Origin of the sequence: Agathobaculum sp. (genome assembly GCF_022775115.1) — a bacterium.
Taxonomy (GTDB): domain Bacteria; phylum Bacillota; class Clostridia; order Oscillospirales; family Butyricicoccaceae; genus Agathobaculum.
In genome coordinates, this window is sequence record NZ_JALFLA010000010.1 from 1 (window position 1) to 22,510 (window position 22,510).

Annotated in this window: 24 protein-coding genes and 1 pseudogene; all 25 read left to right on the plus strand. The window is 60.8% G+C overall.

What is annotated here, in order from left to right:
• Positions 1-232: undecaprenyl diphosphate synthase family protein (locus MR935_RS01090; RefSeq protein ID WP_290570278.1), on the plus strand; the 232-nt coding region annotated here is incomplete at its 5' end.
• 23 nt (positions 233-255) lie between these two features.
• Entirely contained in the window at positions 256-1,074 is an 819-nt protein-coding gene (locus tag MR935_RS01095) for a phosphatidate cytidylyltransferase (protein WP_290570280.1), read from the plus strand.
• A 47-nt stretch (positions 1,075-1,121) separates the two neighbouring features.
• Positions 1,122-2,255 carry a 1-deoxy-D-xylulose-5-phosphate reductoisomerase gene (locus tag MR935_RS01100; RefSeq protein ID WP_290570282.1) on the plus strand — a complete coding sequence of 378 codons (1,134 nt, stop codon included), beginning with the start codon at positions 1,122-1,124 and terminating at the stop codon, positions 2,253-2,255.
• A gap of 33 nt (positions 2,256-2,288) precedes the next feature.
• Positions 2,289-3,326 (plus strand): RIP metalloprotease RseP, encoded by a 1,038-nt coding sequence (gene rseP / locus MR935_RS01105; protein WP_290570284.1) that lies wholly within the window; start codon positions 2,289-2,291, stop codon positions 3,324-3,326.
• A 4-nt stretch (positions 3,327-3,330) separates the two neighbouring features.
• Positions 3,331-4,377, plus strand: a complete 1,047-nt coding sequence (gene ispG, locus MR935_RS01110; protein WP_290570286.1) for a flavodoxin-dependent (E)-4-hydroxy-3-methylbut-2-enyl-diphosphate synthase — start codon at positions 3,331-3,333, stop codon at positions 4,375-4,377.
• 45 nt (positions 4,378-4,422) lie between these two features.
• Positions 4,423-8,799 carry a PolC-type DNA polymerase III gene (locus MR935_RS01115; protein WP_290570287.1) on the plus strand — a complete coding sequence of 1,459 codons (4,377 nt, stop codon included), beginning with the start codon at positions 4,423-4,425 and terminating at the stop codon, positions 8,797-8,799.
• A gap of 15 nt (positions 8,800-8,814) precedes the next feature.
• Complete coding sequence (locus MR935_RS01120) at positions 8,815-9,159, plus strand: DUF6054 family protein (RefSeq protein WP_290570288.1); 345 nt, start codon at positions 8,815-8,817, stop codon at positions 9,157-9,159.
• Positions 9,160-9,163: 4 nt separating this feature from the next.
• Positions 9,164-10,120 (plus strand): DUF3658 domain-containing protein, encoded by a 957-nt coding sequence (locus MR935_RS01125; protein ID WP_290570290.1) that lies wholly within the window; start codon positions 9,164-9,166, stop codon positions 10,118-10,120.
• Positions 10,121-10,187: 67 nt separating this feature from the next.
• Positions 10,188-11,141 (plus strand): annotated as a pseudogene (locus MR935_RS01130) (ATP phosphoribosyltransferase regulatory subunit); the annotation flags it as partial.
• Between the two features lie 57 nt (positions 11,142-11,198).
• Positions 11,199-11,822, plus strand: a complete 624-nt coding sequence (hisG, locus tag MR935_RS01135; RefSeq protein WP_290570368.1) for an ATP phosphoribosyltransferase — start codon at positions 11,199-11,201, stop codon at positions 11,820-11,822.
• Positions 11,823-11,824: 2 nt separating this feature from the next.
• Complete coding sequence (gene hisD, locus MR935_RS01140; RefSeq protein WP_290570292.1) at positions 11,825-13,126, plus strand: histidinol dehydrogenase; 1,302 nt, start codon at positions 11,825-11,827, stop codon at positions 13,124-13,126.
• Positions 13,113-13,688 (plus strand): imidazoleglycerol-phosphate dehydratase HisB, encoded by a 576-nt coding sequence (hisB, locus tag MR935_RS01145; RefSeq protein WP_290570293.1) that lies wholly within the window; start codon positions 13,113-13,115, stop codon positions 13,686-13,688. The genes hisD and hisB overlap by 14 nt, the downstream gene beginning before the upstream one ends.
• On the plus strand, positions 13,688-14,305 hold the full coding sequence (gene hisH, locus MR935_RS01150; protein ID WP_290570294.1) for an imidazole glycerol phosphate synthase subunit HisH: 618 nt from the start codon (positions 13,688-13,690) through the stop codon (positions 14,303-14,305). Before hisB ends, hisH begins: the two co-directional genes overlap by 1 nt.
• Complete coding sequence (gene hisA / locus MR935_RS01155; protein WP_290570296.1) at positions 14,302-15,015, plus strand: 1-(5-phosphoribosyl)-5-[(5-phosphoribosylamino)methylideneamino]imidazole-4-carboxamide isomerase; 714 nt, start codon at positions 14,302-14,304, stop codon at positions 15,013-15,015. The genes hisH and hisA overlap by 4 nt, the downstream gene beginning before the upstream one ends.
• The gene (hisF, locus tag MR935_RS01160; protein WP_290570298.1) at positions 15,015-15,779 is read left to right on the plus strand and encodes an imidazole glycerol phosphate synthase subunit HisF; all 765 of its coding nucleotides are present in this window, start codon (positions 15,015-15,017) and stop codon (positions 15,777-15,779) included. Before hisA ends, hisF begins: the two co-directional genes overlap by 1 nt.
• Before the next feature lie 3 nt (positions 15,780-15,782).
• A complete protein-coding gene (gene hisI, locus MR935_RS01165; RefSeq protein ID WP_290570300.1) occupies positions 15,783-16,112 on the plus strand; it encodes a phosphoribosyl-AMP cyclohydrolase in 330 nt (109 codons plus the stop codon).
• Positions 16,113-16,388: 276 nt separating this feature from the next.
• Entirely contained in the window at positions 16,389-16,712 is a 324-nt protein-coding gene (hisE, locus tag MR935_RS01170; protein WP_290570302.1) for a phosphoribosyl-ATP diphosphatase, read from the plus strand.
• Positions 16,713-16,919: 207 nt separating this feature from the next.
• A complete protein-coding gene (locus MR935_RS01175; protein ID WP_290570303.1) occupies positions 16,920-17,735 on the plus strand; it encodes a LytTR family DNA-binding domain-containing protein in 816 nt (271 codons plus the stop codon).
• A gap of 241 nt (positions 17,736-17,976) precedes the next feature.
• Positions 17,977-18,384: a Fur family transcriptional regulator gene (locus MR935_RS01180; RefSeq protein ID WP_290570304.1), complete on the plus strand. Its 408-nt coding sequence runs from the start codon at positions 17,977-17,979 to the stop codon at positions 18,382-18,384.
• Positions 18,381-18,677, plus strand: a complete 297-nt coding sequence (locus tag MR935_RS01185; RefSeq protein ID WP_290570305.1) for a hypothetical protein — start codon at positions 18,381-18,383, stop codon at positions 18,675-18,677. Before MR935_RS01180 ends, MR935_RS01185 begins: the two co-directional genes overlap by 4 nt.
• A gap of 84 nt (positions 18,678-18,761) precedes the next feature.
• Positions 18,762-19,775 carry a metal ABC transporter substrate-binding protein gene (locus tag MR935_RS01190; protein ID WP_290570306.1) on the plus strand — a complete coding sequence of 338 codons (1,014 nt, stop codon included), beginning with the start codon at positions 18,762-18,764 and terminating at the stop codon, positions 19,773-19,775.
• Between the two features lie 12 nt (positions 19,776-19,787).
• The gene (locus tag MR935_RS01195; protein WP_290570308.1) at positions 19,788-20,513 is read left to right on the plus strand and encodes a metal ABC transporter ATP-binding protein; all 726 of its coding nucleotides are present in this window, start codon (positions 19,788-19,790) and stop codon (positions 20,511-20,513) included.
• On the plus strand, positions 20,497-21,366 hold the full coding sequence (locus MR935_RS01200) for a metal ABC transporter permease (RefSeq protein ID WP_290570310.1): 870 nt from the start codon (positions 20,497-20,499) through the stop codon (positions 21,364-21,366). Before MR935_RS01195 ends, MR935_RS01200 begins: the two co-directional genes overlap by 17 nt.
• On the plus strand, positions 21,363-21,863 hold the full coding sequence (locus MR935_RS01205) for a hypothetical protein (RefSeq protein WP_290570311.1): 501 nt from the start codon (positions 21,363-21,365) through the stop codon (positions 21,861-21,863). Before MR935_RS01200 ends, MR935_RS01205 begins: the two co-directional genes overlap by 4 nt.
• Positions 21,864-22,041: 178 nt before the next feature.
• Complete coding sequence (locus tag MR935_RS01210; protein ID WP_290570313.1) at positions 22,042-22,491, plus strand: response regulator; 450 nt, start codon at positions 22,042-22,044, stop codon at positions 22,489-22,491.
• Positions 22,492-22,510: the final 19 nt, after the last annotated feature.

Below are 22,510 nucleotides of genomic sequence, written 5' to 3' on the forward strand. Positions count from 1 at the left end.
GGATATCACCGAGGAGACGATCACGGCGCGGCTCTATACCGCACATATGCCTGACCCCGATCTCATCATCCGCCCGTCGGGCGAGGTGCGTACCTCCAACTTTCTGCTGTGGCAGTCGGCCTATGCGGAATACTATTTTACCGATGTGCTCTGGCCGGATTTCAAAACGAGTGACATGGATGCGGCGATTGACGTGTTCAATCGACGAAACCGCCGGTTCGGCGGCGTATGACCGAGGAGTGGGGATGCAACGATATGAAAACAAGAGTGTTGTTCGGTGTGTTCGGCTTTGTTTTTGTGCTGCTGGCGTTGTATGTGCTGCCACCGGTGGTGCTCGAGCTGCTGCTCGCCGTGCTGTGTGTGCTGGCGACGTTTGAGCTGCTCGGTTCGACCAAGCTGGTGTCCAACCGGCTGCAGCTGCTGCTGTGCAGTGTGGTTTCGCTTGGCTTGGCCGCGGGGCATTCCTCGCTCGTGCCGTTTGACCTGACCGCGGTTTGGCAGGGGCTGGTGCTCGTGCTGCTGATCGGCTCGTTCGCCATCGAGCTGCGCTTTCACGACAGCATGAGCACCGCGCAGGTCGCGTGGAGCTTTTTCGGCGCGCTGATCGTGCCGTATCTGCTGCTCAGCCTGCTGCGTATTTTCCAGATGGAATACCACCACGGGCCGGTCATCGTGCTGCTGCCGCTGCTGGCCGCGTGGGGCGCGGACACCTGCGCGCTGTTTGCCGGCGTTTTGTTCGGCAAGCACAAGCTCGCGCCGGTCGTCAGTCCGAAGAAAACGGTCGAGGGCGCGGTCGGCGGCGTGCTGGGCGGTGCGGTGCTCGTGCTGCTGGCAAGCCTGCTGATGAACGCGATCTTCAAACTGCAGATACCGTTGTGGGCAGCGGTGCTGCTCGGCGGTCTGGGTGCGGTGCTGGGTGAGATCGGCGACCTGTCGTTCTCGGTCATCAAGCGGCAGGCGGGTATCAAGGATTACGGCAGCATTTTCCCTGGACACGGCGGCGTGCTCGACCGGTTTGACAGTGTGATCTTTGTAGCGCCGCTGGCTGAGATACTGTTCCGTATTATTTGGTGAGTGGCGGGGCGCAGCCCCAAAGGGCCGCGGATAAAGGACGGTTATGGATGAAAAAAATTGCAATTTTAGGATCGACGGGGTCAATCGGCACGCAAACTGTCGATATTCTGCCCTCAATTAATGCCGAAGTCGTTGCATTGACGACCAATAAACGCATAAAATTACTCGAGGAGCAGGCGCGCCTGCTACGCCCGAAAATGGTCTGCGCGTATGATGAGCAGGCCGCGCGTGCGCTCGCCATCGCCTTGGCGGATACCGATATCCAGGTGCTCTCCGGTATGGACGGCCTTGTGGCCTGTGCGGCCGCGTCGGGCGCGGATATCGTCGTGACCGCGGTGGTCGGTATGATCGGCCTGCTGCCGACGCTTGCTGCAATCGAGGCCGGGCTGGACATCGCGCTTGCCAACAAGGAGACACTGGTCTGTGCAGGCGAGCTGGTCATGCGCGCGGCGCGTGAGCGGGGCGTCAGGATATTGCCGGTCGATTCCGAGCACTCGGCCATTTTCCAGTGCATGCAGGCCGCGGGGTGCAACCGCGCCGATAAGCTGCTGCTCACCGCGTCGGGCGGGCCATTTTTCGGCAAAAGCGCGGCTGAGATGCGCAGCGTGACGCGCGAGCAGGCGCTGGCGCATCCGAACTGGTCGATGGGTGCGAAGATCACGATCGACTCGGCGACCATGATGAATAAGGGGCTGGAGCTGATCGAGGCGATGTGGCTGTACGACATGGCGCCCGAGGATATCGAAATCGTGGTGCACCGGGAGAGCATCGTCCACTCGGCGGTCGAGTTTGCGGACGGCTCGGTTATCGCGCAGCTCGGCCTGCCCGATATGCGCCTGCCCATCCAGTACGCGCTGACTTATCCGCAGCGCCTGCCCTGCAAGACGCCGCGTATGCATCTGACCGAGATAGCCAAGCTGACCTTTTACGCGCCTGACGAGGCAGCCTTTCCCGCGCTTATGCTGGCGAGGCGTGCCGCCGCGCAGAAGGGCGACCGGGGCGCGGTGCTCAACGGTGCGAATGAGGCCGCTGTCGGCCTGTTTTTACAGGACAAAATCGCCTTTGGCGAGATTGCCGAGCGCGTGGCAAAGGCGCTCGACGGCATATCATACCAGAAGAATGCCACGCTGGACGACCTGCTCGCGGCGGACAAAGCCGCGCGCGCGCTGGCCATGGCGTGAGCATCCGCAGACGGATCGGAGAGGAGACCTGAGTTGCTGCAAATCATTCTTGCAATCGCCGCGTTCGGTATGCTCATCATCGTGCATGAATTCGGCCATTTTATCACGGCCAAGCGCGGCGGTGTGCAGGTCAATGAATTCTGGGTCGGCATGGGGCCGACCCTGCTGAAAAAAGAATATCACGGAACGCTGTACCGCTTGAACCTGCTGCCCTTTGGCGGCGCGTGTGTGATGGAGGGCGAGGACGGTGAGAGCGAAAGCGAGCACGCCTTTGCCAAGGCCAAGCTGCCCCGACGTATTTTGATTGTTGCGGCGGGCGCGCTGATGAACTTTCTCGTTGGCTTTTTGATTTTTCTGGCGATCGTGCAGCCAAACGGAGCGAACGGCGGCTACATCATCTCGACGGTCGAGAGCGTCGACCCTGCCAGCACAGCGGCGGGCGCGGGCGGCTTGCAGGCGGGGGATGTGATTTTGAAGATCGACGGCTATCGCATCCTGCAGCGGCAGGATATCAGCACTGCGCTCGCCCGCGGGGCGGATACGGTATATGAGGTCGTCGTCCGCAGGGACGGCACGCGCGTGACGCTGCCCGGCGTGCGGCTGGAGGCTACGCTCGACGGCGCGGACGGACGCAAGCTGATCGGGCTGAACTTCGCCGAGCAGCCCGCGACTCTTGCGCTGCGGGTGAGTATGGCGGTGCGCACCTCGGTCAACTGTGCGCGGCTGGTTTGGTCGAGCCTTGGACAGCTCATCACCGGGCAGGTGGGCGTCGATCAGCTGTCCGGGCCGGTCGGCGTAGCCGAGGTGATGGCTGACACGGCAAAATACAGCATGCGCAGCTTTTTCCATCTGGTTGCGTTTATTTCCATCAACCTCGGCGTGATGAACCTGCTGCCGCTGCCCGCGCTGGACGGCGGCCGGCTGGCCTTTCTGCTGCTTGAGGGGGTTCGCCGCAAGCCGGTGCCGCCCAAGTACGAGGGCTATGTTCACGCCGCCGGTATGCTGCTGCTGCTCGCGCTGATGGTCTATGTGACCGGACAGGATATTCTGCGCATCATAACAAGAGGATAGCAAAATGAAACAGACAAAGCAAATCAAAATACGGGATGTGTTGGTAGGCGGCGGCGCGCCGGTCGCTGTGCAGTCGATGACCAATACCGATACCCGCGACGCAAAGGCAACGCTCGCCCAGATCGGTGCGCTGGCTGAAGCAGGCTGCCATATCGTGCGCTGCGCTGTGCCCGATATGCAGGCCACCGAGGCAATGAAGGAAATCTGCGCCAAAAGCCCGCTGCCGGTTGTGGCGGATATCCATTTTGACTACCGGCTGGCGCTTGCCTCGATGGAGGCCGGTGCGGATAAGATTCGCCTGAATCCCGGCAACATCGGCGGCGCGGAACGCGTGCAGGCGGTCGTCAAGCTGGCCAAGGAGCGCGGTGTGCCCATTCGCATCGGGGTCAATTCCGGCTCGGTTGAAAAGCATATTCTGGAGAAATTCGGCGCGCCGACGCCCGAAGCCATGGTCGAAAGCGCGCTTTACCACGTTGGTCTGCTGAACGACTGCGGTTTCGACGATATCTGCATCTCAATCAAGTCTTCATCGGTGCCGTCCACTATGCGCGCCTATCTGCTCGCACACGAAAGGACCGACTATCCGCTCCACCTCGGCGTGACCGAGGCGGGCACCGAATATATGGGTACGGTCAAATCGGCTGCGGGCATCGGCGGCCTGCTGGCGCTGGGCGTGGGCGATACGATCCGCGTTTCGCTGACCGATGACCCGGTCAAGGAGATCTACGCGGCAAACGCCATTTTGCGGGCGGTCGGCCGGGCGGAGGATGGCATAAACGTCGTCTCCTGCCCGACCTGTGGACGCACCCGCATTGACCTCATCGACATCGCAAAGCAGGTCGAGCAGCACTGCGCCGCCATCCATGGCAAAAAGCTCAAGGTCGCGGTCATGGGCTGCGCGGTAAACGGCCCGGGCGAGGCGCGTGAAGCCGATCTGGGCATCGCGGGCGGTGACGGCGTCGGTCTGATCTTCCGCAAGGGCGAGATCGTCAAAAAAGTGCCGCAGGAGCGTCTGGTAGACGAGCTGATGGCAATGATAGGAGAGACGTGACCACCGCTGCGCGGGCATGGCAAACAAATAGAAGGATGGGAGACTGTGGCTGGCAAACTAATCGATTTATTTGAAAACTGCAAAGCGATCGCCGCTGAACAGCACCTCGCCGCAGGCGAGGTGCGTTCGCTTGCGTTTGGGGATGATCGCACGGTCATGGTGGTTGAGGTGGGACTGAACGCGGTCGTCAGCCGCAGGACGCTGGCTGAGGTCGAAAAGCACCTTGCAGGACAGTATGGTCTGCACCGCGTCTGTATCGAGCCGCGCTATACCATGCCGGACGGGCCGACCACGGCCTATATCGAAACGCTATATGAGGATATGGCCGACCGTATGCCCTCGGCGCGCGGCTTGCTGGATTGCGCCGGGTGGCGGTATACGGATGGCGCGCTGCAAATCCCGATGGATGAGGTGAGCGAAAAGCATTTTGCTCATGCGCTGCAGCATCTGGAAGCGCGTATCCACCGTGAGCTGGATATCATCTGCCCGGTGCGGGCGGTGTGTATGGCGTTTCCGGACAGCGCGCCGTCCCCCGGTACGCCGGGGCGCGAGGAAATATTGCAGCAGGCGGCTGCCCAGGCGGCATCCGCCGCGCCGCGCGCGGCAAAGCCGAAAAAGCCGCGTCCCGCGCCCAAGCCGGAGAGCGGCGGCTACCAGCGCCCGCGCACGGAAAAGGTGCGCGAGGACGATTTGATCTTCGGCAAGCTGATACAAGATCCGATCGTATCGGTCAACGAGGCGATCGCAGCCTACGATATGGTCACCATTCAGGGAGAGGTATTTTTTACCGACAACCGGGAAATACACAGCAAAAAGACCGGCAAGGATTATGTCAAGCTCGCCTTTGACATGACCGACCGCACCAACTCGGTGCGCGTGTCCAAGTTCCTGCCTGCGGACAAGGCAGGGGACACGGCCGCGTCAATCAAGAACGGCCTGTACTGTACGGTGCAGGGCAGGATGACCTTTGACTCCTTCGCCAAGGAGATGGTGCTCGAGCCGACGGCTATCGTCAAGGCCAAAAAGCCGGTGCGGCAGGACAAGGCTGAGGGCATGAAGCGCGTCGAATTGCATCTGCACACCAATATGAGCGCGATGGACGGTATGTCGTCTACCGCGTCGCTGCTGTGCCGCGCGGCCAGCTGGGGACACCGCGCGATGGCGATCACTGACCACGGTGTGGCGCAGGCCTTTCCCGAAGCGCTGCACGCGCAGGAGGGCAAGCAAAAGGGCGTCATCGGCGATATGAAGATCATTTATGGTATCGAAGCGTATTACGTCAACGACGAGGACACGCTTTCGGTCGTGCGGGGGCGCTCGGCTGAGCCGCTGGACGGCACCTTCATTGTATTCGATCTGGAAACGACCGGTCTTAACCCCGCCAATGAGGAGATCACCGAGATCGCCGCCGTGCGCGTCACCGGGGGCGCGGTCGAGGATGCGTTCCAGACCTATGTCAACCCGCATAAGCCCATTCCGCCCCATATCACCGAGCTGACCGGCATTTCGGACGAAACAGTCGCAGACGCACCCGAGCTGAGCGAGGCGCTGCCGCGCTTTCTCGCATGGGCGGGCGAGGGCGCGTATCCGCTCGTCGCGCACAACGCAGGGTTTGACATGGGCTTTGTGCGCGCGGCGATGAAGCGGCTCTCCATCGAGCGGGAGCTGACCAGCATCGACACGCTGGAGATGAGTCGCATGATGCTGCCGCAGCTGAACAAATATAAGCTGAATATTCTGGCCAAGGAATTGCAGGTCGGCCCGTTTGAGCACCACCGCGCAAGCGAGGACGCGGCCGTGCTGGGGCGTATCTTTGTCAAGCTGCTCGCGCGGCTGCGGGAGGAGTGGCACGCGGTCACGACTGCGGACATCAACCCGGTGCTCGCAGCGGCGACCGACCGCAAAAACAAGCTCAAAAACCTGCCGCGCTACCATTTTATCATTCTGGTGAAAAATCAGGCGGGACTGCGCAATCTATATCAGCTTATCTCTAAGAGCTTTCTTGAATATTACAACAAGCGTCCGATCATGCCGCGCTCGGAACTGATCCGCCACCGCGAGGGGCTGATTTTCGGCTCGGCCTGCGAGGCCGGCGAGGTGTTCCGCGCGCTGACGGGCGGCGCGGAGGACGAGGAGCTTGCGCGGCTGGCCTCGTTTTACGATTATCTCGAGATACAGCCGATCGACAACAACCGCTTTATGATTGCCAAGGGCATCGCCCGGGACGAGGAGCAGCTGCGCGACTGGAACCGCAGGGTGCTCGCCCTTGCGGACAGGCTGGGCAAGCCCTGCTGCGCGACCGGCGATGTGCACTTCCTCGAGCCGGAGGACGAGGCGTTCCGCCGCATTCTGATGGCCGGGCAGGGCTTTGGCGACGCGGACAATCAAGCGCCGCTCTATTTGAAAACCACCGATGAAATGCTGCGCGAGTTCGCCTATCTGGGTGAGGAGCGGGCATATGAGGTGGTCGTGAAGAACACCAACCTGGTGGCCGATTGGTGCGAGGTGATCCGCCCCGTGCCGCGCGAGAATTACCCGCCGCACATCGATGGCTGCGAGGACGATCTGCGCAATATGTGCTACGAAAAAGCAAAGCGCATTTACGGCGATCCGCTGCCCGATGTGGTGCAGGCGCGCCTTGACCGGGAGCTGAACTCGATCATCGGCAACGGCTACGCGGTGATGTACATCATCGCGCAGAAGCTGGTCACCAAGTCGCTCGCGGACGGCTATCTGGTCGGCTCGCGCGGCTCGGTCGGCTCGTCGCTGGCGGCCTATATGTCGGATATCACCGAGGTCAACTCACTCGCGCCGCATTACCTGTGCCCGGATGATAAATATGTCGAATGGCATGAAGAGTATTCATGCGGCGTCGACCTGCCGGATAAGCGCTGCCCAACCTGCGGCAAGCCGCTGACCAAGCAGGGCTTCCACATTCCGTTTGAAACATTTCTGGGCTTTGAGGGCGATAAAGTGCCCGATATCGATCTGAATTTTGCGGGTGAATACCAGTCGCGCATCCATCATTACACCGGCGAGATTTTCGGCCACGACCATGTGTTCCGCGCGGGTACGATCGGCACGGTGGCCGAAAAAACGGCCTACGGCTATGTGAAAAAGTACATGGACGAGCGCGGCATCGAATGCTCGCGCGCCGAGGAAAACCGTCTGGCCGCGGGCTGCACGGGCGTGCGACGCACATCGGGGCAGCATCCGGGCGGTGTGGTCGTCGTGCCCAAGGAGATCGAGATTTACGACGTTTGTCCCGTGCAGCACCCGGCGGATGACCCCGATTCGGACATCATCACGACGCATTTTGAATATCATTCGATCGACGCCAATCTTTTGAAGCTCGACGAGCTGGGACACGACGACCCGACCATGATCCGCCATCTGGAAAACCTGACCGGCGAGAACGCGCAGCAGATTCCGCTGGACGACCCGGACACGATGAGCCTGTTCCACTCGTGCAAGGCGCTGCGGTATACGGGGGACAATCCCGATACCGACCCCATTCTGGGCGACCTCGGCTGTCTGGCTGTGCCCGAGTTTGGCACAAAGTTCGTGCGCGGCATGGTGCGGGAGACCCATCCCTCGACCTTTGCCGAGCTGGTGTCGATTTCCGGCCTGTCGCACGGCACGGACGTATGGCTGGGCAACGCGGCCGAGCTGGTGCGGCAGGGCATCCCGTTGTCGGGCTGCATCTGCTGCCGCGACGATATCATGAACTACCTGATTTTGCAGGGCGTACAGCCCAAGCTGGCCTTCAAAACGATGGAGTCCGTGCGCAAGGGCAAGGGACTGACCGAGGAGATGGAGAGCGCGATGCGCGCGCAAAATGTGCCCGAGTGGTATATTGATTCCTGCAAAAAGATCAAGTACATGTTCCCTAAGGCGCACGCGGTTGCCTATGTGATGATGGCTTTCCGCATCGCGTGGTTCAAGGTGCACCGGCCGCTCGCGTTCTATTCGGCGTATTTTTCCGTGCGCGCCAAGGGTTTTGACGCTTCCTGCATGATCCGGGGGGACAAGGTGTGCATCGACAAGATCAAGGAATTGCAGATGAAGGACCGCGAAAAGACGATTACCGCGGCCGAAAAGGAAATGATGACCACGCTGGAGGTCTGCCATGAGTTTTACCGCCGCGGTTTTACCTTTGCGCCGATGGATGTGTATACCTCGGACGCGGTCAACTTCCTTGTCACGGAAAACGGGCTGATTCCGCCGTTCACCTCGATGCCCGGCATCGGCGAGCAGGCCGCGCAGAACATCGTGGAGGAGCGGCAGAGGGGTAGGTTCCTCTCTGCTGAGGAGTTGGCCGTGCGCTGCCCCAAGGCATCCAAGGCGGTGATCGAGCTGCTCGACCAGATCGGTGCGCTCGGCTCGATGCCCAAGACAACACAGATATCGCTGTTTGCGTAAGGAGGTTTTGACACCATGGCAAAGTATGAAAAGCACCTTTCCGGCGATTTTGACGCGCTGCTCGCCCGGCTGAACGGAGGCATCTTGCACGGCAGCCTGTCCGCCTCATATGAGGATGGCTCGGACTGGCAAGCGGGCGGCGTGCGCTGCGCGGTGCGTGTGTATGAGCGGTACAGCATGATGGGTGGCAACCGCGTCAGCATGAACCTGACGCTGGTCGGCAGCGGGCGGTCGCTGTTTTTGTCGGCCATCACCGCGGGCGGCAGTCAGGCCGTGTTCTGGAAGCTCAACACGATCGGCGAGGAGAACTTTCTCGCCTGTGTGGAGGATATCGTGGAAGGGTACACCGGGGGAGTGTGAGCCGGTGTATTGGATCTGCTTTGGGGACAGTGCGAAAGGCTGTCTTTCGACGGTGCGCAAGGCGCTGGAGCCGGCATTGGATGCGGAGCAAATTCTTGCGTTGTCAGATGACTATGCACAAGGCGATATCTCTGACGTGACCGACCGCGCTGCGCGCGCCGATATCCTGATGCCGTGGCGTGGTGATCCCGCGCTGGACGGCGCGTGGGCGGAGGAATATCAGGCGCGGCATTGGCAGGCGCTGGAACAGTTGAATGAGGTTGATGAGGCGGTCGTTTGGTACGCGAGCGGCAGTGCGCGGGAGCAGTGCGGTTTGCGGTATGTGGTTGCCCGTCTGCAGGAAAGGCATATCCCGATATGGATGGCCGAGGTGGACGAAATACCGACGGAGGAGATTAAAGAGCCTGACAGCGCGCTCATCCGTGCGGAGACGGTCTGCGTGATTACATGCAGCCGCGCGCTCAATTTTCTTCTGCGCCTGCTGCCGCAGCCGCTGCTCCGGCGATATGCCGCGCGGTTAGAATGCCGCGACCGGGTAGAGCGTACCAGCGGCGGCAAAGTGCGCTATGGCCTCGTGGGCGAGATGGAGCCGGGTGCAGCGAGCTATTTCTACAGGCACCGCCGTCGGTTGACCGAAGCTGAGCAGGCTGCGCTTTTGGCCGAGTGGAAGCACGCACAGGCGGAGAATACGCCGCTGCGCGCAATGGTGAGCGGCAAAGTACGATCGGTACCCACGGATTTTTACGACCAAGCCATCCTGTCCTGTGTGCCGGAGGAGGAGAGCGTCGCCGCGATCACGGTCGGCAGGGCGCTGGCTTATATCGACCGGGAGATGGGCAACCGCATCGGCGATATGCAGATATTTGCCCGCATCCGCGCGCTGGGAGCGGCGGGACGGCTCGTGATCGTGCAGAGTGGCGCGAATTATCGTGAAATGACCATCCGCAAAATCAGGGATTGACAGCATAGGTCGAGTATGCTATCATTTTAATGCGATAAAGCAATAAAGGAGTTAACGGAGTTTACCTATGAACCGTTTGAGCATTTCCACCCCCGAAGGAACAAGAGACCTTCTATTCGCTTCCTGCCGCGCACTGCGGCAGACCGAGCGCGCCATCCGCGATTCGCTGGAAACGCGCGGCTACAGTGAGATCATTACGCCGGTGGTCGAGTATTTTGATGTGTTTGCGCAGGCTAATCCCGCGCTCGATCAGGAGCAGATGCTAAAGATCATCGACCGGTCGGGGCGCATCTGCGTGGCGCGGCCGGATAACACCACCCCGATTGCCCGCATCGCCGCCACGCGGCTGGACGACCGTGCACTGCCCGTTCGGCTGTATTACAGCCAGAAGGTGTTCCGCTCGGTCGCGGGCGGCCACGGCCACAGGGGCGAATTTCTTCAGATCGGCGCTGAGCTGATTGGCGCGGACGGGCTGGAGGCCGACCGCGATATCCTGTCGGCGGCGTTCGGCGCGCTGGCGGGTACGGGCGCGGCGCATTTTCGTATTGAGCTTGGCCACGGCGAGATATACAAGGCGCTGATCGAGGAGTTGGGCGTGGGCGGCGCGGTGGCTGAGTCCATCCGCCGTTTAATCGAAAACAAGTCGTTTGCCGCCTTGGGAGACGCGCTTGAGCCATACAGCGACCGCCCGGCGGCCAAGGCGCTCGGCGCGATGCCGCAGCTTTTCGGCGGCGTGGAGGTGCTCGACGAGGTCGAGACGCTGACCGGCAATGTGCGCGTGCTTGGCGCAGTGGCCTATCTGCGCCGGCTGTATCAGGCGCTTGACGGGGCGGGTTATGGCGACCAGATCATGATCGACCTTGGCCTTGTGCACGAGATGGATTACTACACCGGCGTGATGTTCCGCGGCTATGTCGGCGGCGCGGGCGCGGCCATTCTCGCGGGCGGGCGGTATAATGCGCTGTGCGCCAAATTCGGCAGGGATATGCCCGCGGGCGGCTTTGGCATCGACGTGGAAAGCGTGGCCGAAAGCCTGCACGGTGCAGCGCAGCCTGAGGCCGCTGACCGGCACGGCACGGTGCGCATCGCGCTGACCAAGGGACGGCTGGAAAAGAAAACGCTCGCGCTGCTGGGCGCCGCAGGCTATGATATCTCCGAGCTGGAGGCCGGTTCGCGCAAGCTGATCTTTGCCCTGCCGGGCACCAATGTTGAAATCGTACTGGCCAAGGCGGCGGACGTTATCACCTATGTCGAGCACGGCGTGTGCGATATGGGCGTGGTCGGCAAGGACACGATCATGGAAAAGGGCGGCAGCTTCTATGAGATGGTCGACCTTGGCTTTGGTAAGTGCCGCTTCGCCCTTGCCACCAAGGCGGGCAAGGATGTATACGGCGGCTATAAAACGCCGGTCATTGCGACCAAATATCCGGCGGTGACCAAGGCGTTTTTCAATAAGAAAAATATGGATGTGGAGACCATCAAGATCGAAGGCTCGGTCGAGCTTGCGCCGCTGCTCGAGCTGGCCGACGCGATTGTCGATATCGTCGAGACTGGCACGACGCTCAAGGAGAATGGCCTCGTCGTAATCGAGGATGTAGCGCCGATTTCAGCGCGCGTGATCGTCAATCTCGCCTCGGCGAAGATGAAGAAAGCCGCCATCCAAAGGGTCATTGCCGAGATGGAAAGCGGATTGGAGGGATAGTCATGTTTTTGAAAACTGTGCTGGCGGACGGGCAGGCCGAACAAGCCGTCATCCGCGAGATGCAGGCGCGCGCCGCGGGTGCGCGCGGCGACATTGAGCAGACTGTGCGCGGTGTGATGGACGATGTGCGGACGCGCGGCTGGGACGCGGTCGTCGATTATGCCGAGCGGTTTGACGGAAAAGCGCCGTATATTGTCGAGCCGGCCGCGCTGGACGAGGCGTACCACGCCTGCGACCCGGCGCTGATCGCGGCGCTGGAAAAGGCCGCGGCCAACATCCGTGATTACCATGAAAAGATGCTGGTCAAATCGTGGGAGTGGCAGCGGCGTCCGGGCGAAACGCTCGGGCAGACCGTGCGCGGGCTTGCCAAGGTCGGCATCTATGTGCCGGGCGGCACAGCGGCCTATCCCTCGTCTGTACTGATGAACGCCATCCCGGCTAAGGTCGCGGGCGTGGGCGAGATCATCATGGTCACCCCGCCCACCGAGAATATGAGCAACGAGGTGCTGGCCGCGGCCAAGATCGCGGGGGTGGATACCGTGATCGCCGTCGGCGGCACGCAGGCTGTCGCCGCGCTGACCTATGGCGCGGGGTTTATCCCGCAGGTGGATAAGATCGTCGGCCCGGGCAACGCCTATGTCGCAGCGGCCAAAAAGCTGGCCTTCGGCGTGGTCGATATCGACATGATCGCAGGCCCGTCCGAGGTGCTTGTCATCGCCGATCACACGGCTAATCCGACCTACGTCGCGGCTGACCTGCTTTCGCAGGCCGAGCATGACAAACTGGCTTCAGCCGTGCTGCTGACCGATTCTATGGCGCAGGCGCAGGCCATCTCATGCGAGATGGAGCGCATGGCGCGTCAGCTGCCGCGCTGGGAGATCATTCGGGAGAGCGTCGCTGCCTACGGCTGCGCCATTGTGTTTGACGAGCTGGCCGACGCGTGTAAGATGGCCGATGTGGTCGCGCCCGAGCACTTGGAGATCGTCACCGCCGCGCCGCGCGAGTGGCTGCCGCATATCCACAATGCGGGGGCGGTCTTTCTCGGCCCGTACGCACCCGAGCCGCTGGGTGACTATATGGCTGGGCCGAGCCATGTGCTGCCCACTGCGGGCACGGCGCGGTTTTTCTCGCCGCTCTCGACCGACACGTTCCTGAAAAAAACCAGCGTCATCGAATACACACGCGACGCGCTTGCGGTATACGCACCGGACATCATCGCACTGGCTGAGGCCGAGCATTTGCGCGCGCACGCGCGCTCGGTCGCGGTGCGGTTTGAGGAGGAGACAGACCATGCGAAAGGCTGAGATCACGCGCAAAACCAAGGAGACTGAGATCGAGCTGACGCTTGACTTGGACGGCGGCACGCGCAGCATCGAAACCGGCATTGGCTTTTTTGACCATATGCTGGACAGCTTTGCCGTGCACGCGGGCTTTGGCCTGGCGGTTCGCTGCAAGGGCGACCTTGCGGTGGACGGCCACCACACGGTGGAGGACACCGGCATCGTGCTCGGGCAGGCGCTCAGCCGCTGCTTGGGGGATAAGGCGGGCATTGCCCGCTTCGGGCAGGCGTTTGTGCCGATGGACGAGGCGCTCGGCTTTTGCGCGCTCGACATCTCGGGCAGACCGTTTCTGGTGTACAACGCGCCCATGCCGCAGCCGATGTGCGGACAGTACGACACCTGCCTGACGGTCGAGTTCATGCGCGCGCTGGCGGTCAACGCGGGGCTTACCCTGCATCTGAAGGCCGAATACGGCGACAATGCGCATCACATCACCGAGGCGCTGTTCAAGGCGCTCGCCCGCGCGCTGCGGCAGGCGGTCACCGTGACCGGCGGCGGTGTGCTGAGTGCAAAAGGGGTGCTGTGATGGGCTATATCGCAATCGTGGATTACGGCGCGGGCAACCTGATGAGCGTGCGCAATTCGCTGGATTTCCTGGGTTATGAAAGTAAAGTCGCGGACAAGCCGGATGTGCTGCGGCAGGCGGCGGGGGTCATCCTGCCCGGGGTGGGCGCGTTTCCGGACGCGATGGACGCGCTCACGCGCTCCGGACTGCGGGACGCGACCGTGCAGGCGGCAAAGGAAAAGCCCTTTCTCGGTATCTGTCTGGGTATGCAGCTGCTGTTTGAGCAGTCGGATGAAGTGCGCCCCTGCAAGGGGTTGGGGCTGCTGTCCGGCCGCATCGGGCGCATTGAGACCGCGCTCAAGCTGCCGCAGATCGGCTGGAACGCACTCGAGATCGTGCGCCCGAACGCGATGACGGCAGGCTTGCAAAGCGGCGACCATGTGTATTTCGTCCACAGCTTTATGGCAAGTCCAGCGGACGAGGACGACCTTGCCGCCGTGACCGACTACGGCGCACGTGTACCCGCCATGGTGGCGCGCGGCAGCCTGTTTGGCTGCCAGTTCCACCCGGAAAAGAGCGGGGACGTGGGGCTTGCCATGCTGAAAAACTTTGCCAAATTAACGGAGGTGGGGCAATGAGGATTCTCCCGGCGATCGACCTGAAAGACGGCCAGTGCGTGCGCCTGCAAAAGGGCGACTATGGCACGGCGCACAAGGTAGCCGAGGATGCGGTCGAGACGGCCAAAGGCTTTCTCCGCGCGGGCGCAAAACTGATCCATATGGTCGATCTGGACGGCGCGAAGGACGGCTCGCACGCAAATTATGCGGTGGTCAAGCGGGTAATCGAGCAGACCGGCGCGGCAGTCGAGCTGGGCGGCGGCATCCGTTCGATGGAGGGTGTCGAGGCTGTGCTCGCGCTGGGTGCCGCGCGTGTCATCATCGGCTCGGCGGCGGTCAAGGATCCGCCGCTGGTCAAGGCCGCAGTCGAGCAATACGGTGATAGAATTGCCGTCGGCATCGACGCGCGCGGCGGCACGGTGCGCACCGAGGGCTGGCTGCGCGACAGCGGTGAGGATTACCTCGCCTTTGCAAAACAGATGGACGCTTTTGGCGTGCAGACCATCATCTTCACCGATATCGACAAGGATGGTATGCTGGCAGGGCCGAACTTTGACCAGCTTGCCGCGCTGCGCGGGGCAGTGTCCTGCGGCATCGTCGCGTCGGGCGGTGTGTCGTCGATCGAGGATGTGAAAAGGCTCAAGGCGCTTGGTATTGACGAGGCCATTGCGGGCAAGGCGGTCTATACAGGCGCGCTCGATCTGGCGGCGGCCATTAGGGAGGCGGAATAATGCTGGCAAAACGTATCATCCCTTGTCTGGACGTCAAGGACGGTCGTGTGGTCAAGGGCGTTAACTTCGTCGGCCTGCGGGATGCGGGCGATCCGGTCGAGCTGGCCAAGGCCTACTCACAGGCGGGCGCGGATGAAATCGTCTTTCTCGATATCACAGCGACGAGCGATGAGCGCGATACGATAGCCGACGTGGTGCGCCGCACCTGCCGGGAGGTGTTCGTGCCGGTAACGGTCGGCGGAGGCATCCGCACGGTGGACGATTTTCGGGATATCCTGCGCGCGGGCGCGGACAAAATTTCGGTCAACTCCGCGGCGGTTAAAAACCCGGAGCTGGTCAGCGCCGCCGCCGCGCGGTATGGCAGCCAGTGTGTTGTCGTGGCGATCGACGGGCGGCATACCGGCAACACCCCCTCCGGGTTTGAGGTATATGTCGCGGGCGGCCGCACGCCGACCGGCATCGACGCGGTCGCGTGGGCAAAGGAGGTTTGCGCGCGCGGCGCGGGCGAGATATTGCTTACCTCGATGGACAAGGACGGCACCAAGTCAGGCTTCGATTTGGAGCTGACCCGCGCGGTCGTAAACGCGACGGATATCCCGGTCATCGCCTCGGGCGGCTGCGGCGCGCTCGCGCATTTTTCCGAGGTGTTCGAGCAGACCGGCTGCGACGCGGCACTGGCCGCCAGCCTGTTTCATTATGGGGAGCTGACGGTCGGTCAGGTAAAGGCGCATTTGCAGAGCAAAAATATTCCGGTGAGGTTGTGAAGAATGGAACTGCGTAAATTTTTTGTCAAAGCCGAACTGGTGCCGGTCATCTGTCAGGATGAGCGCAGCGGCGCGGTTTTGATGCTGGGATATGCCAACGAGGAGGCGCTGCGGCGGACGATGGACACCGGCACGGCGTGGTTTTTCTCACGTTCGCGGCAAAAGCTGTGGAATAAGGGGGAGACTTCGGGCAATTTTATTTTCGTCCGCAGGATATTGTCCGACTGTGACGACGACACGCTGATCTATGTCGGCACGCCCAAGGGGCCGGTGTGCCACACCGGGCATCCCACCTGCTTTTTTACCACTTTATGGGAAAAGAATGAAGCGTAATTTGTTGACAGCGTGGCTACTTTTTGATATACTGGCTGTACTATAAGGCATAGTACGGGAGGAAGCGCGTATGGCAATGCTGCCATTGATGTGGATTGTCGCGGCGGGTGTGGGTATAGCCGTTGTGATCGCGGCGATCGTGCTGCTGGTCAGCCGCCGGTAAGGAAAGGGGCTATGGGTTTGAATGCATCCTATCTTGTCGTCATGATCGCGGTGGTCGGGGCCGTTTCGCTTCTGCTGGTCAATCGCCGCCGATAAAGAAAGGAAAGGGATATTATGGATTCGTTTGATCGTATGGAAGCAGTCATTGCGCAGCGCCGCGCAACACCACAGGAGGGCTCATACACCTGCTATTTGTTTGAGCGCGGGCTGGACAAGATCCTCAAGAAGATCGGAGAGGAGTGCGCAGAAGCCATCATTGCCGCCAAAAACGGGGATAAGGCCGAGTTGGTCGGCGAGATCAACGACGTGTTCTATCACATGATGGTGATGATGAACGAATGCGGCGTGACGCTCGACGATGTGTGCAAGGAAATGGACAAGCGTGCGCAGAAGATATGCAATCTGAAGCAGTTTCATGTTTCCGACCACGATACATAACGCCTACAAACGCCACAGGGAGAGCAGGCCTCTTTCTGTGGCGTTTTTTTGCGCCGCTTGCGCTGGGGGCGAATGCCGGCAGCTTTGTCAGTAGTGAAAAACAAATCATAAAATAAATTACATGAAAAAACGGATTTCTGTAAAATAAGAATTGACAGACCAGAAAGAGGCGTGTACGATAAAAATAAAGACAAGGAGGGGATCCGCGTGAAGCAATTGGAACAAGAGTCGATCCACCTGACGAGCGAATGCCTGCGTCATTTTTGGCAGGGAGACTGCGGGTTCGTGCTAGAGCGCTGCGCGGAGGATGTGACGTGGGTTGGCGCGCAGCAGGAGCAGTTCCGCATCGGGCTGGCCGATATGGAGGCCGACCTGCGGGCAGTCACCCGCGAGATGCAGCCCTGCCATTTGGTCAGTGCGGAGTTTTTCCCGGCCGCGTGTGACCGGAGGTTCTGCACGGTCGTGGGGCGGTATCTGGTGACTACCGACCAGGAGGCTGCGTATTTTCTTCAGGCACAGCAGCGCTGCACGATGGTATGGGAAAAGCGGGAGGAGGGATTGCGGCTCAAGCACGTTCATATCTCCAACCCGATGAACGAGCTACAGGTGGCCGAGCAGGAGCAGTTCCCCAATCTTGTGGGCAAAATGGCGCACCAATACCTGCTGCACCACATCCGCAAGGCGGGTGAGACGGTAACGCTGGCCGCGCTGGGCGCAGGCGGCTCGCTGCATTTTGTGCGGCTGACCGACATCCTCTATATCGCGGCCAAGGGCAAATTCGCGGTGATCCACACGAGCTACCGGGATATTGCGGTCAAGTCCAGCATCGCTGAGCTGGCCGAGCAGGCGGGAAACGCGCTGGTGGCCGTCCACCGAAGCTTTTTGGTCAATCCGGATTATATGGTCTCCTTGGTGCGCTACAAGCTGACCCTGTTGGACGGCACGCAGCTTCCCATCCCGGTCAAAAAATTCAACGATCTGCGGGCAATGCTGCTCAGCCGTCATCAGCTGGACGAGACTTGAGCAGGCAAAAGGCATACCGGTCAGAATGCAAATAAGGCGGGGCGGCAAATTGCCGTCCCGCCTTGCGCTTTCTTTGGTCGTTTTTCTGCGCAGACCGCACCTGTGTCTGCGTGATTTGCACCTGTGCGGCAGTTGGCCGCATGGCACGGCTTGTCCTGCGTGCGGGACTGGCGGGATTGACAAAGACGCGGCGGTGTATTATACTATTTGCGATTGATTCGCAAATTGGAGGTGCGACAGTTTGTCAAGATACAGCACGAAACAACGTAAGAGCCTGCTGGCTTATTTGAGCGCGCATCCGGACGAGCTGCTGTCCACCCGCCAGATCGCGGATGCCTTGCAGCATGAAAAAATCAGTCTGAGCGCGGTATACCGCAACCTTTCTGAGCTGGAAGCCGAGGAAAAGGTGCGGCGGTGCGCCAAAAGCGGTACGCGCGAGGTATTTTATCAGTATATCGCGGCGGACGCTTGCAGGGGTGCGCTGCATATGACCTGCATACAATGTGAAAAAACCTTCCACATGGCCGATGAAAACGCGGCGCTGCTGGTCAAGCATCTGGCGCAGAGCGAAAAGTTCACGCTGGATATGGCCGATACAGTGCTGTACGGCACCTGTGGCGCTTGCAGGGAAAGGGGGCGGACAACATGACAAAGCGTCTTCGCGGCTTTCGGATGCTGCTGGCGGGAGTGCTGACTATCGCGGTGTTGTCCGCCGCTGTCTATATCGCGCTTGCGGCCGAGCATGACTGCACCGGCGAGTGCTGCACGGTCTGCCGCCAGTGCAGCATCTGCGAAAATATGCTGCGCAGCCGCGCGCCGGCCGCCGTGACTGTGGCTGTTGCGGCAGCACCGGCGGATACGCTGTGCGAGACGGCTTTGCCGCGGGCGGTGCACCTGCCGGCGGATACACTGGTCTCGCGTAAGGTCAAACTCTCCGATTAAAGCGGCGCGGCTGGCAGGGGTGCGGCGCTGATTCTAGCCGCGCCCGCTTGGAATAGATGATGATTCGGAGGTTTGATTTTACCCATGAAAAAATTGATTGCACTTTTGCTTTGCCTGCTGACGGTGGGCGCACTGGCGGGCTGTGGCGGCAAAGATGCCCCCGCCGCAGGCGTGGATGCCAATACGAACGCTGACGATCAGCTGCGCATCGTCACCACTATCTTCCCCGAGTACGACTGGGTGCGGGAGATATTGGGAGACAAGGCGGGTGACACGGAGCTTACCATGCTGCTCGACAACGGTGTAGATCTGCACAGCTACCAGCCCTCGGCAGAGGATATGCTTACCATTGCTGACTGCGATCTGTTCATCTATGTAGGCGGTGAGTCGGACAGCTGGGTGGACGACGCGCTGCGTTTTACCGCAAACGATAATAGAAAGATCATCAAATTGCTGGACGTGCTGGGTGAGCGCGCCAAGGAAGAAGAAATGGTCGAGGGCATGGAGGAGGAAGCTGACGAGCACGCCGATGAGCATGGCGATGAGAACCACGAGGAACATGCATATGACGAGCACGTCTGGCTGTCCCTGAAGAATGCCGAGACACTGTGCGCGGCTATCGCCGGTACGCTTGGGGAGCTTGACCCGGCAAACAAGGCGGTTTACGACGCCAACCTTGCGGCCTATACCCAAAAGCTGAAGGATATGGACAGTGCCTACCAGCAGGCGGTGGATGCCGCCGCGCGCAAAACTGTGCTCTTTGGCGACCGTTTTCCCTTCCGCTATCTGGCGGATGATTACGGTCTGCGCTATTACGCGGCGTTTGTCGGCTGCTCGGCCGAGACCGAGGCTAGCTTTGAGACCGTCACCTTCCTTGCCCAGAAGGTGGATGAGCTGCAGCTGCCGCGCGTGCTGACCATCGAGGGCACAAAGCACAAAATCGCGGAGACCGTCGTTGCCAACACGGCGGAAAAGAACCAGGAGGTTGTGGCGATGGATTCCATGCAGGCCATCATGTCGGACGATGTGGCAAATGGCGTAACGTACCTCGGCGTGATGGAAAAGAACCTTGACGTGCTCAAGGCAGCACTGAATTAAGGGGGCGGGGATATGGCGCAGCTCACTTGCCAAGACCTCTCGGTTGGATATGAGGGGGAAATCGTGCTGCAAGGACTGGATTTTGCAGTTCACGCGGGCGATTACCTGTGCATTGTGGGGGAGAACGGCTCGGGTAAGAGCACGTTAATGAAAACCCTCCTCGGCTTGCAGCCGCCGCTCGGCGGCAGGGTGCTGATGGGCGACGGCCTGACGGCAAACAGCATCGGCTATCTGCCGCAGCAGACAGTCGTGCAAAAGGATTTCCCGGCCTCCGTGCGGGAGATCGTGCGCTCGGGCTGTCAGGCGCGCTGCGGTCGCCGCCCCTTTTACAGCCGGGCGGAAAAGCGCCTTGCAGCGGACGCAATGGACAAAATGCAGATCAGCGCCCTTGCGGGGCGCTGCTACCGCGACCTGTCCGGTGGCCAGCAGCAGCGTGTGCTGCTCGCCCGTGCGCTGTGCGCAACGCAGACCATGCTGCTGCTCGATGAGCCGGTCTCCGGCCTTGACCCGCGCGTGACAGCCGAGATGTATCGCCTGATCGCCGAGCTCAATCAACGGGATAAAATCACCATTCTCATGATCTCCCATGATATTGCGGCGGCTGTGCGGTACGCCAGCCATATACTGCATATCGGTGAGACGGTGTTCTTCGGCACGACACAGGAATATCTGCACAGCCCGCAGGGGCGGATGTTTGCGACACAGGAAGGCGGTGAAGACGATGAGCGCGATCTTTGAAAAGCTGGCGCTGTACTGGCAGTATCCCTTTGTCCGCTATGCGCTGATTGTCGGCGTGCTGATCGCACTGTGCTCGTCGCTGCTGGGCGTTACGCTGGTGCTCAAGCGCTTCTCCTTCATTGGGGATGGATTGTCCCATGTGGCGTTCGGCGCGATGGCCATTGCCGCCGTGCTCGACCTGACCAACGATATGCCGCTGACGCTGGCAATCACGGTGCTCTGCGCCGTGCTGCTGCTCCGCACCGGGCAGAACACCAAGATCAAGGGCGATGCGGCGGTCGCCATGCTCTCGGTAGGCTCGCTGGCGATTGGCTACCTGCTGATGAATCTGTTCTCCACGTCGACCAACCTGTCGGGCGATGTTTGCAGCACGTTGTTTGGCTCGACCTCTATCCTGACGCTGACGCAGACCGAAGTGCTTCTGTGCGCGGTGCTGTCAGTGGTGGTCGTGGCGGTGTTTCTGCTGTTTTACAACAAGATCTTCGCCGTCACCTTTGATGAGAACTTTGCCCGCGCCGTCGGCACAAAGGCCAGCTTCTATAACCTTCTGATTGCGATTGTCGTAGCGGTGGTCATCGTGCTGGCCATGAACCTTGTCGGCTCGCTGCTGATCTCCGCGTTGGTGATCTTCCCGTCGCTGTCGGCCATGCGGGTGTTTAGGAGCTTCCGCTCGGTGACGATCTGCTCGGCGGTGCTCTCGGTGTGCTGCGCGGTGCTCGGTATCCTGATCTCGATCCTCGCCGGTACACCAGTCGGATCGACCATCGTTGCGGTGGATATCATAGCGTTTTTTGTATTTTATGCGGCAGGCCGGGTGCTTGGTGCTGCCGGGATTGGAGCTGTTGGAAAATGAAGCGATTGTTATGCTGCCTGCTGGCGGGCACGCTGCTGCTCGCCCCTACCGCGTGCGGAAAGAGCGGGGACCAGGCTGCCGCCCCGGCGGGCGACCGCGCCGCCGAGACCCTTTCGGCCGCGCCCGGCGGGAGCGCCGGGGTGGACGTTGACCTGACCGCGCTGAGCAGCACCATGGTCTACTCCGAGGTGTATAACATGATGAGCGCGCCCGATGGGTATATCGGCAAGTCGGTCAAGATGCGCGGCGAGTTTGCCATGTACCAAGCGCCCGGGCCGGACGGCGCCGAGGGAGAGGGGCCGATGTACTTTGCCTGCATCATTGCGGACGCGACCGCCTGCTGCTCGCAGGGGTTGGAGTTCGTGCTGGCAGGCGAGCCCGCCTACCCGGACGGCTACCCCGCGCTGGGCGAGGAGATCACCGTTGTCGGTGAGTTCCAGACCTACCCGGAGGATGGCTTCACCTATTACCATCTCGTCAATGCAACGATAGAATAAGCCAAAAGAGCGGCGCTTTACGCGCCGCTCTTTTTTCGTGCGAACGATGTTTTCCCATCCAAAAGAAAAAACATTGGAATTTTTTGGAGAACAGGCGTATAATAAAGGCAGATATTACGGTTATGCCCGCATAGCAGCAAGCACAGCTTGCATTGTGCGGGCGTTGTGGAGGTAAAAAATGCTGATATACGCCGTCGATGATATGAAAGGCTTTCTGGACGCACTCGTGCGTGCGGCGCAGGGCGCGCAGCCGCAGGCTGAGATAGAGGGCTTCACGCGCGGCGCGCAGGTGCTCGCCCGCATGGCCGAGCGACCCTGCGATATCCTGCTGACCGATGTGGACATGCCGGGGATGAATGGCATCGAGCTGGCGCAGGCCGTACATGAGCAGAATCCGGCAACTGAGATTGTCTTTGTGACCGGAGAGGCCGCATATAATCTAAAGCAGATGGGGGTGCAGGTAGAGCGCTGCGTTTACAAGCCGGTAACAGCCGAGCGCCTTGCGCAAAGGCTGGACGAGCTATCTGTTCTGCCGCCCTTTGCCATCATCCCGCCGCAGGAGGAGCGGCAGGCTGCGCGCCCGGCTGGCGGCCTGCTTGGCTGGCTGTGGCAGCATTTTCTGCACTGATGCAAGAAAATGAGAAGAT

What these genes read in the sequence shown, in the direction of transcription:
- MR935_RS01095 (WP_290570280.1), top strand. Translation starts at nt 256, where the DNA reads ATGAAAACAAGAGTGTTGTTCGGTGTGTTCGGCTTTGTTTTTGTGCTG.
- MR935_RS01100 (WP_290570282.1), top strand. Translation starts at nt 1,122, where the DNA reads ATGAAAAAAATTGCAATTTTAGGATCGACGGGGTCAATCGGCACGCAA.
- ispG (WP_290570286.1), top strand. Translation starts at nt 3,331, where the DNA reads ATGAAACAGACAAAGCAAATCAAAATACGGGATGTGTTGGTAGGCGGC.
- MR935_RS01120 (WP_290570288.1), top strand. Translation starts at nt 8,815, where the DNA reads ATGGCAAAGTATGAAAAGCACCTTTCCGGCGATTTTGACGCGCTGCTC.
- hisD (WP_290570292.1), top strand. Translation starts at nt 11,825, where the DNA reads ATGTTTTTGAAAACTGTGCTGGCGGACGGGCAGGCCGAACAAGCCGTC.
- hisB (WP_290570293.1), top strand. Translation starts at nt 13,113, where the DNA reads ATGCGAAAGGCTGAGATCACGCGCAAAACCAAGGAGACTGAGATCGAG.
- hisH (WP_290570294.1), top strand. Translation starts at nt 13,688, where the DNA reads ATGGGCTATATCGCAATCGTGGATTACGGCGCGGGCAACCTGATGAGC.
- hisA (WP_290570296.1), top strand. Translation starts at nt 14,302, where the DNA reads ATGAGGATTCTCCCGGCGATCGACCTGAAAGACGGCCAGTGCGTGCGC.
- hisF (WP_290570298.1), top strand. Translation starts at nt 15,015, where the DNA reads ATGCTGGCAAAACGTATCATCCCTTGTCTGGACGTCAAGGACGGTCGT.
- hisI (WP_290570300.1), top strand. Translation starts at nt 15,783, where the DNA reads ATGGAACTGCGTAAATTTTTTGTCAAAGCCGAACTGGTGCCGGTCATC.
- hisE (WP_290570302.1), top strand. Translation starts at nt 16,389, where the DNA reads ATGGATTCGTTTGATCGTATGGAAGCAGTCATTGCGCAGCGCCGCGCA.
- MR935_RS01185 (WP_290570305.1), top strand. Translation starts at nt 18,381, where the DNA reads ATGACAAAGCGTCTTCGCGGCTTTCGGATGCTGCTGGCGGGAGTGCTG.
- MR935_RS01190 (WP_290570306.1), top strand. Translation starts at nt 18,762, where the DNA reads ATGAAAAAATTGATTGCACTTTTGCTTTGCCTGCTGACGGTGGGCGCA.
- MR935_RS01195 (WP_290570308.1), top strand. Translation starts at nt 19,788, where the DNA reads ATGGCGCAGCTCACTTGCCAAGACCTCTCGGTTGGATATGAGGGGGAA.
- MR935_RS01200 (WP_290570310.1), top strand. Translation starts at nt 20,497, where the DNA reads ATGAGCGCGATCTTTGAAAAGCTGGCGCTGTACTGGCAGTATCCCTTT.
- MR935_RS01205 (WP_290570311.1), top strand. Translation starts at nt 21,363, where the DNA reads ATGAAGCGATTGTTATGCTGCCTGCTGGCGGGCACGCTGCTGCTCGCC.
- MR935_RS01210 (WP_290570313.1), top strand. Translation starts at nt 22,042, where the DNA reads ATGCTGATATACGCCGTCGATGATATGAAAGGCTTTCTGGACGCACTC.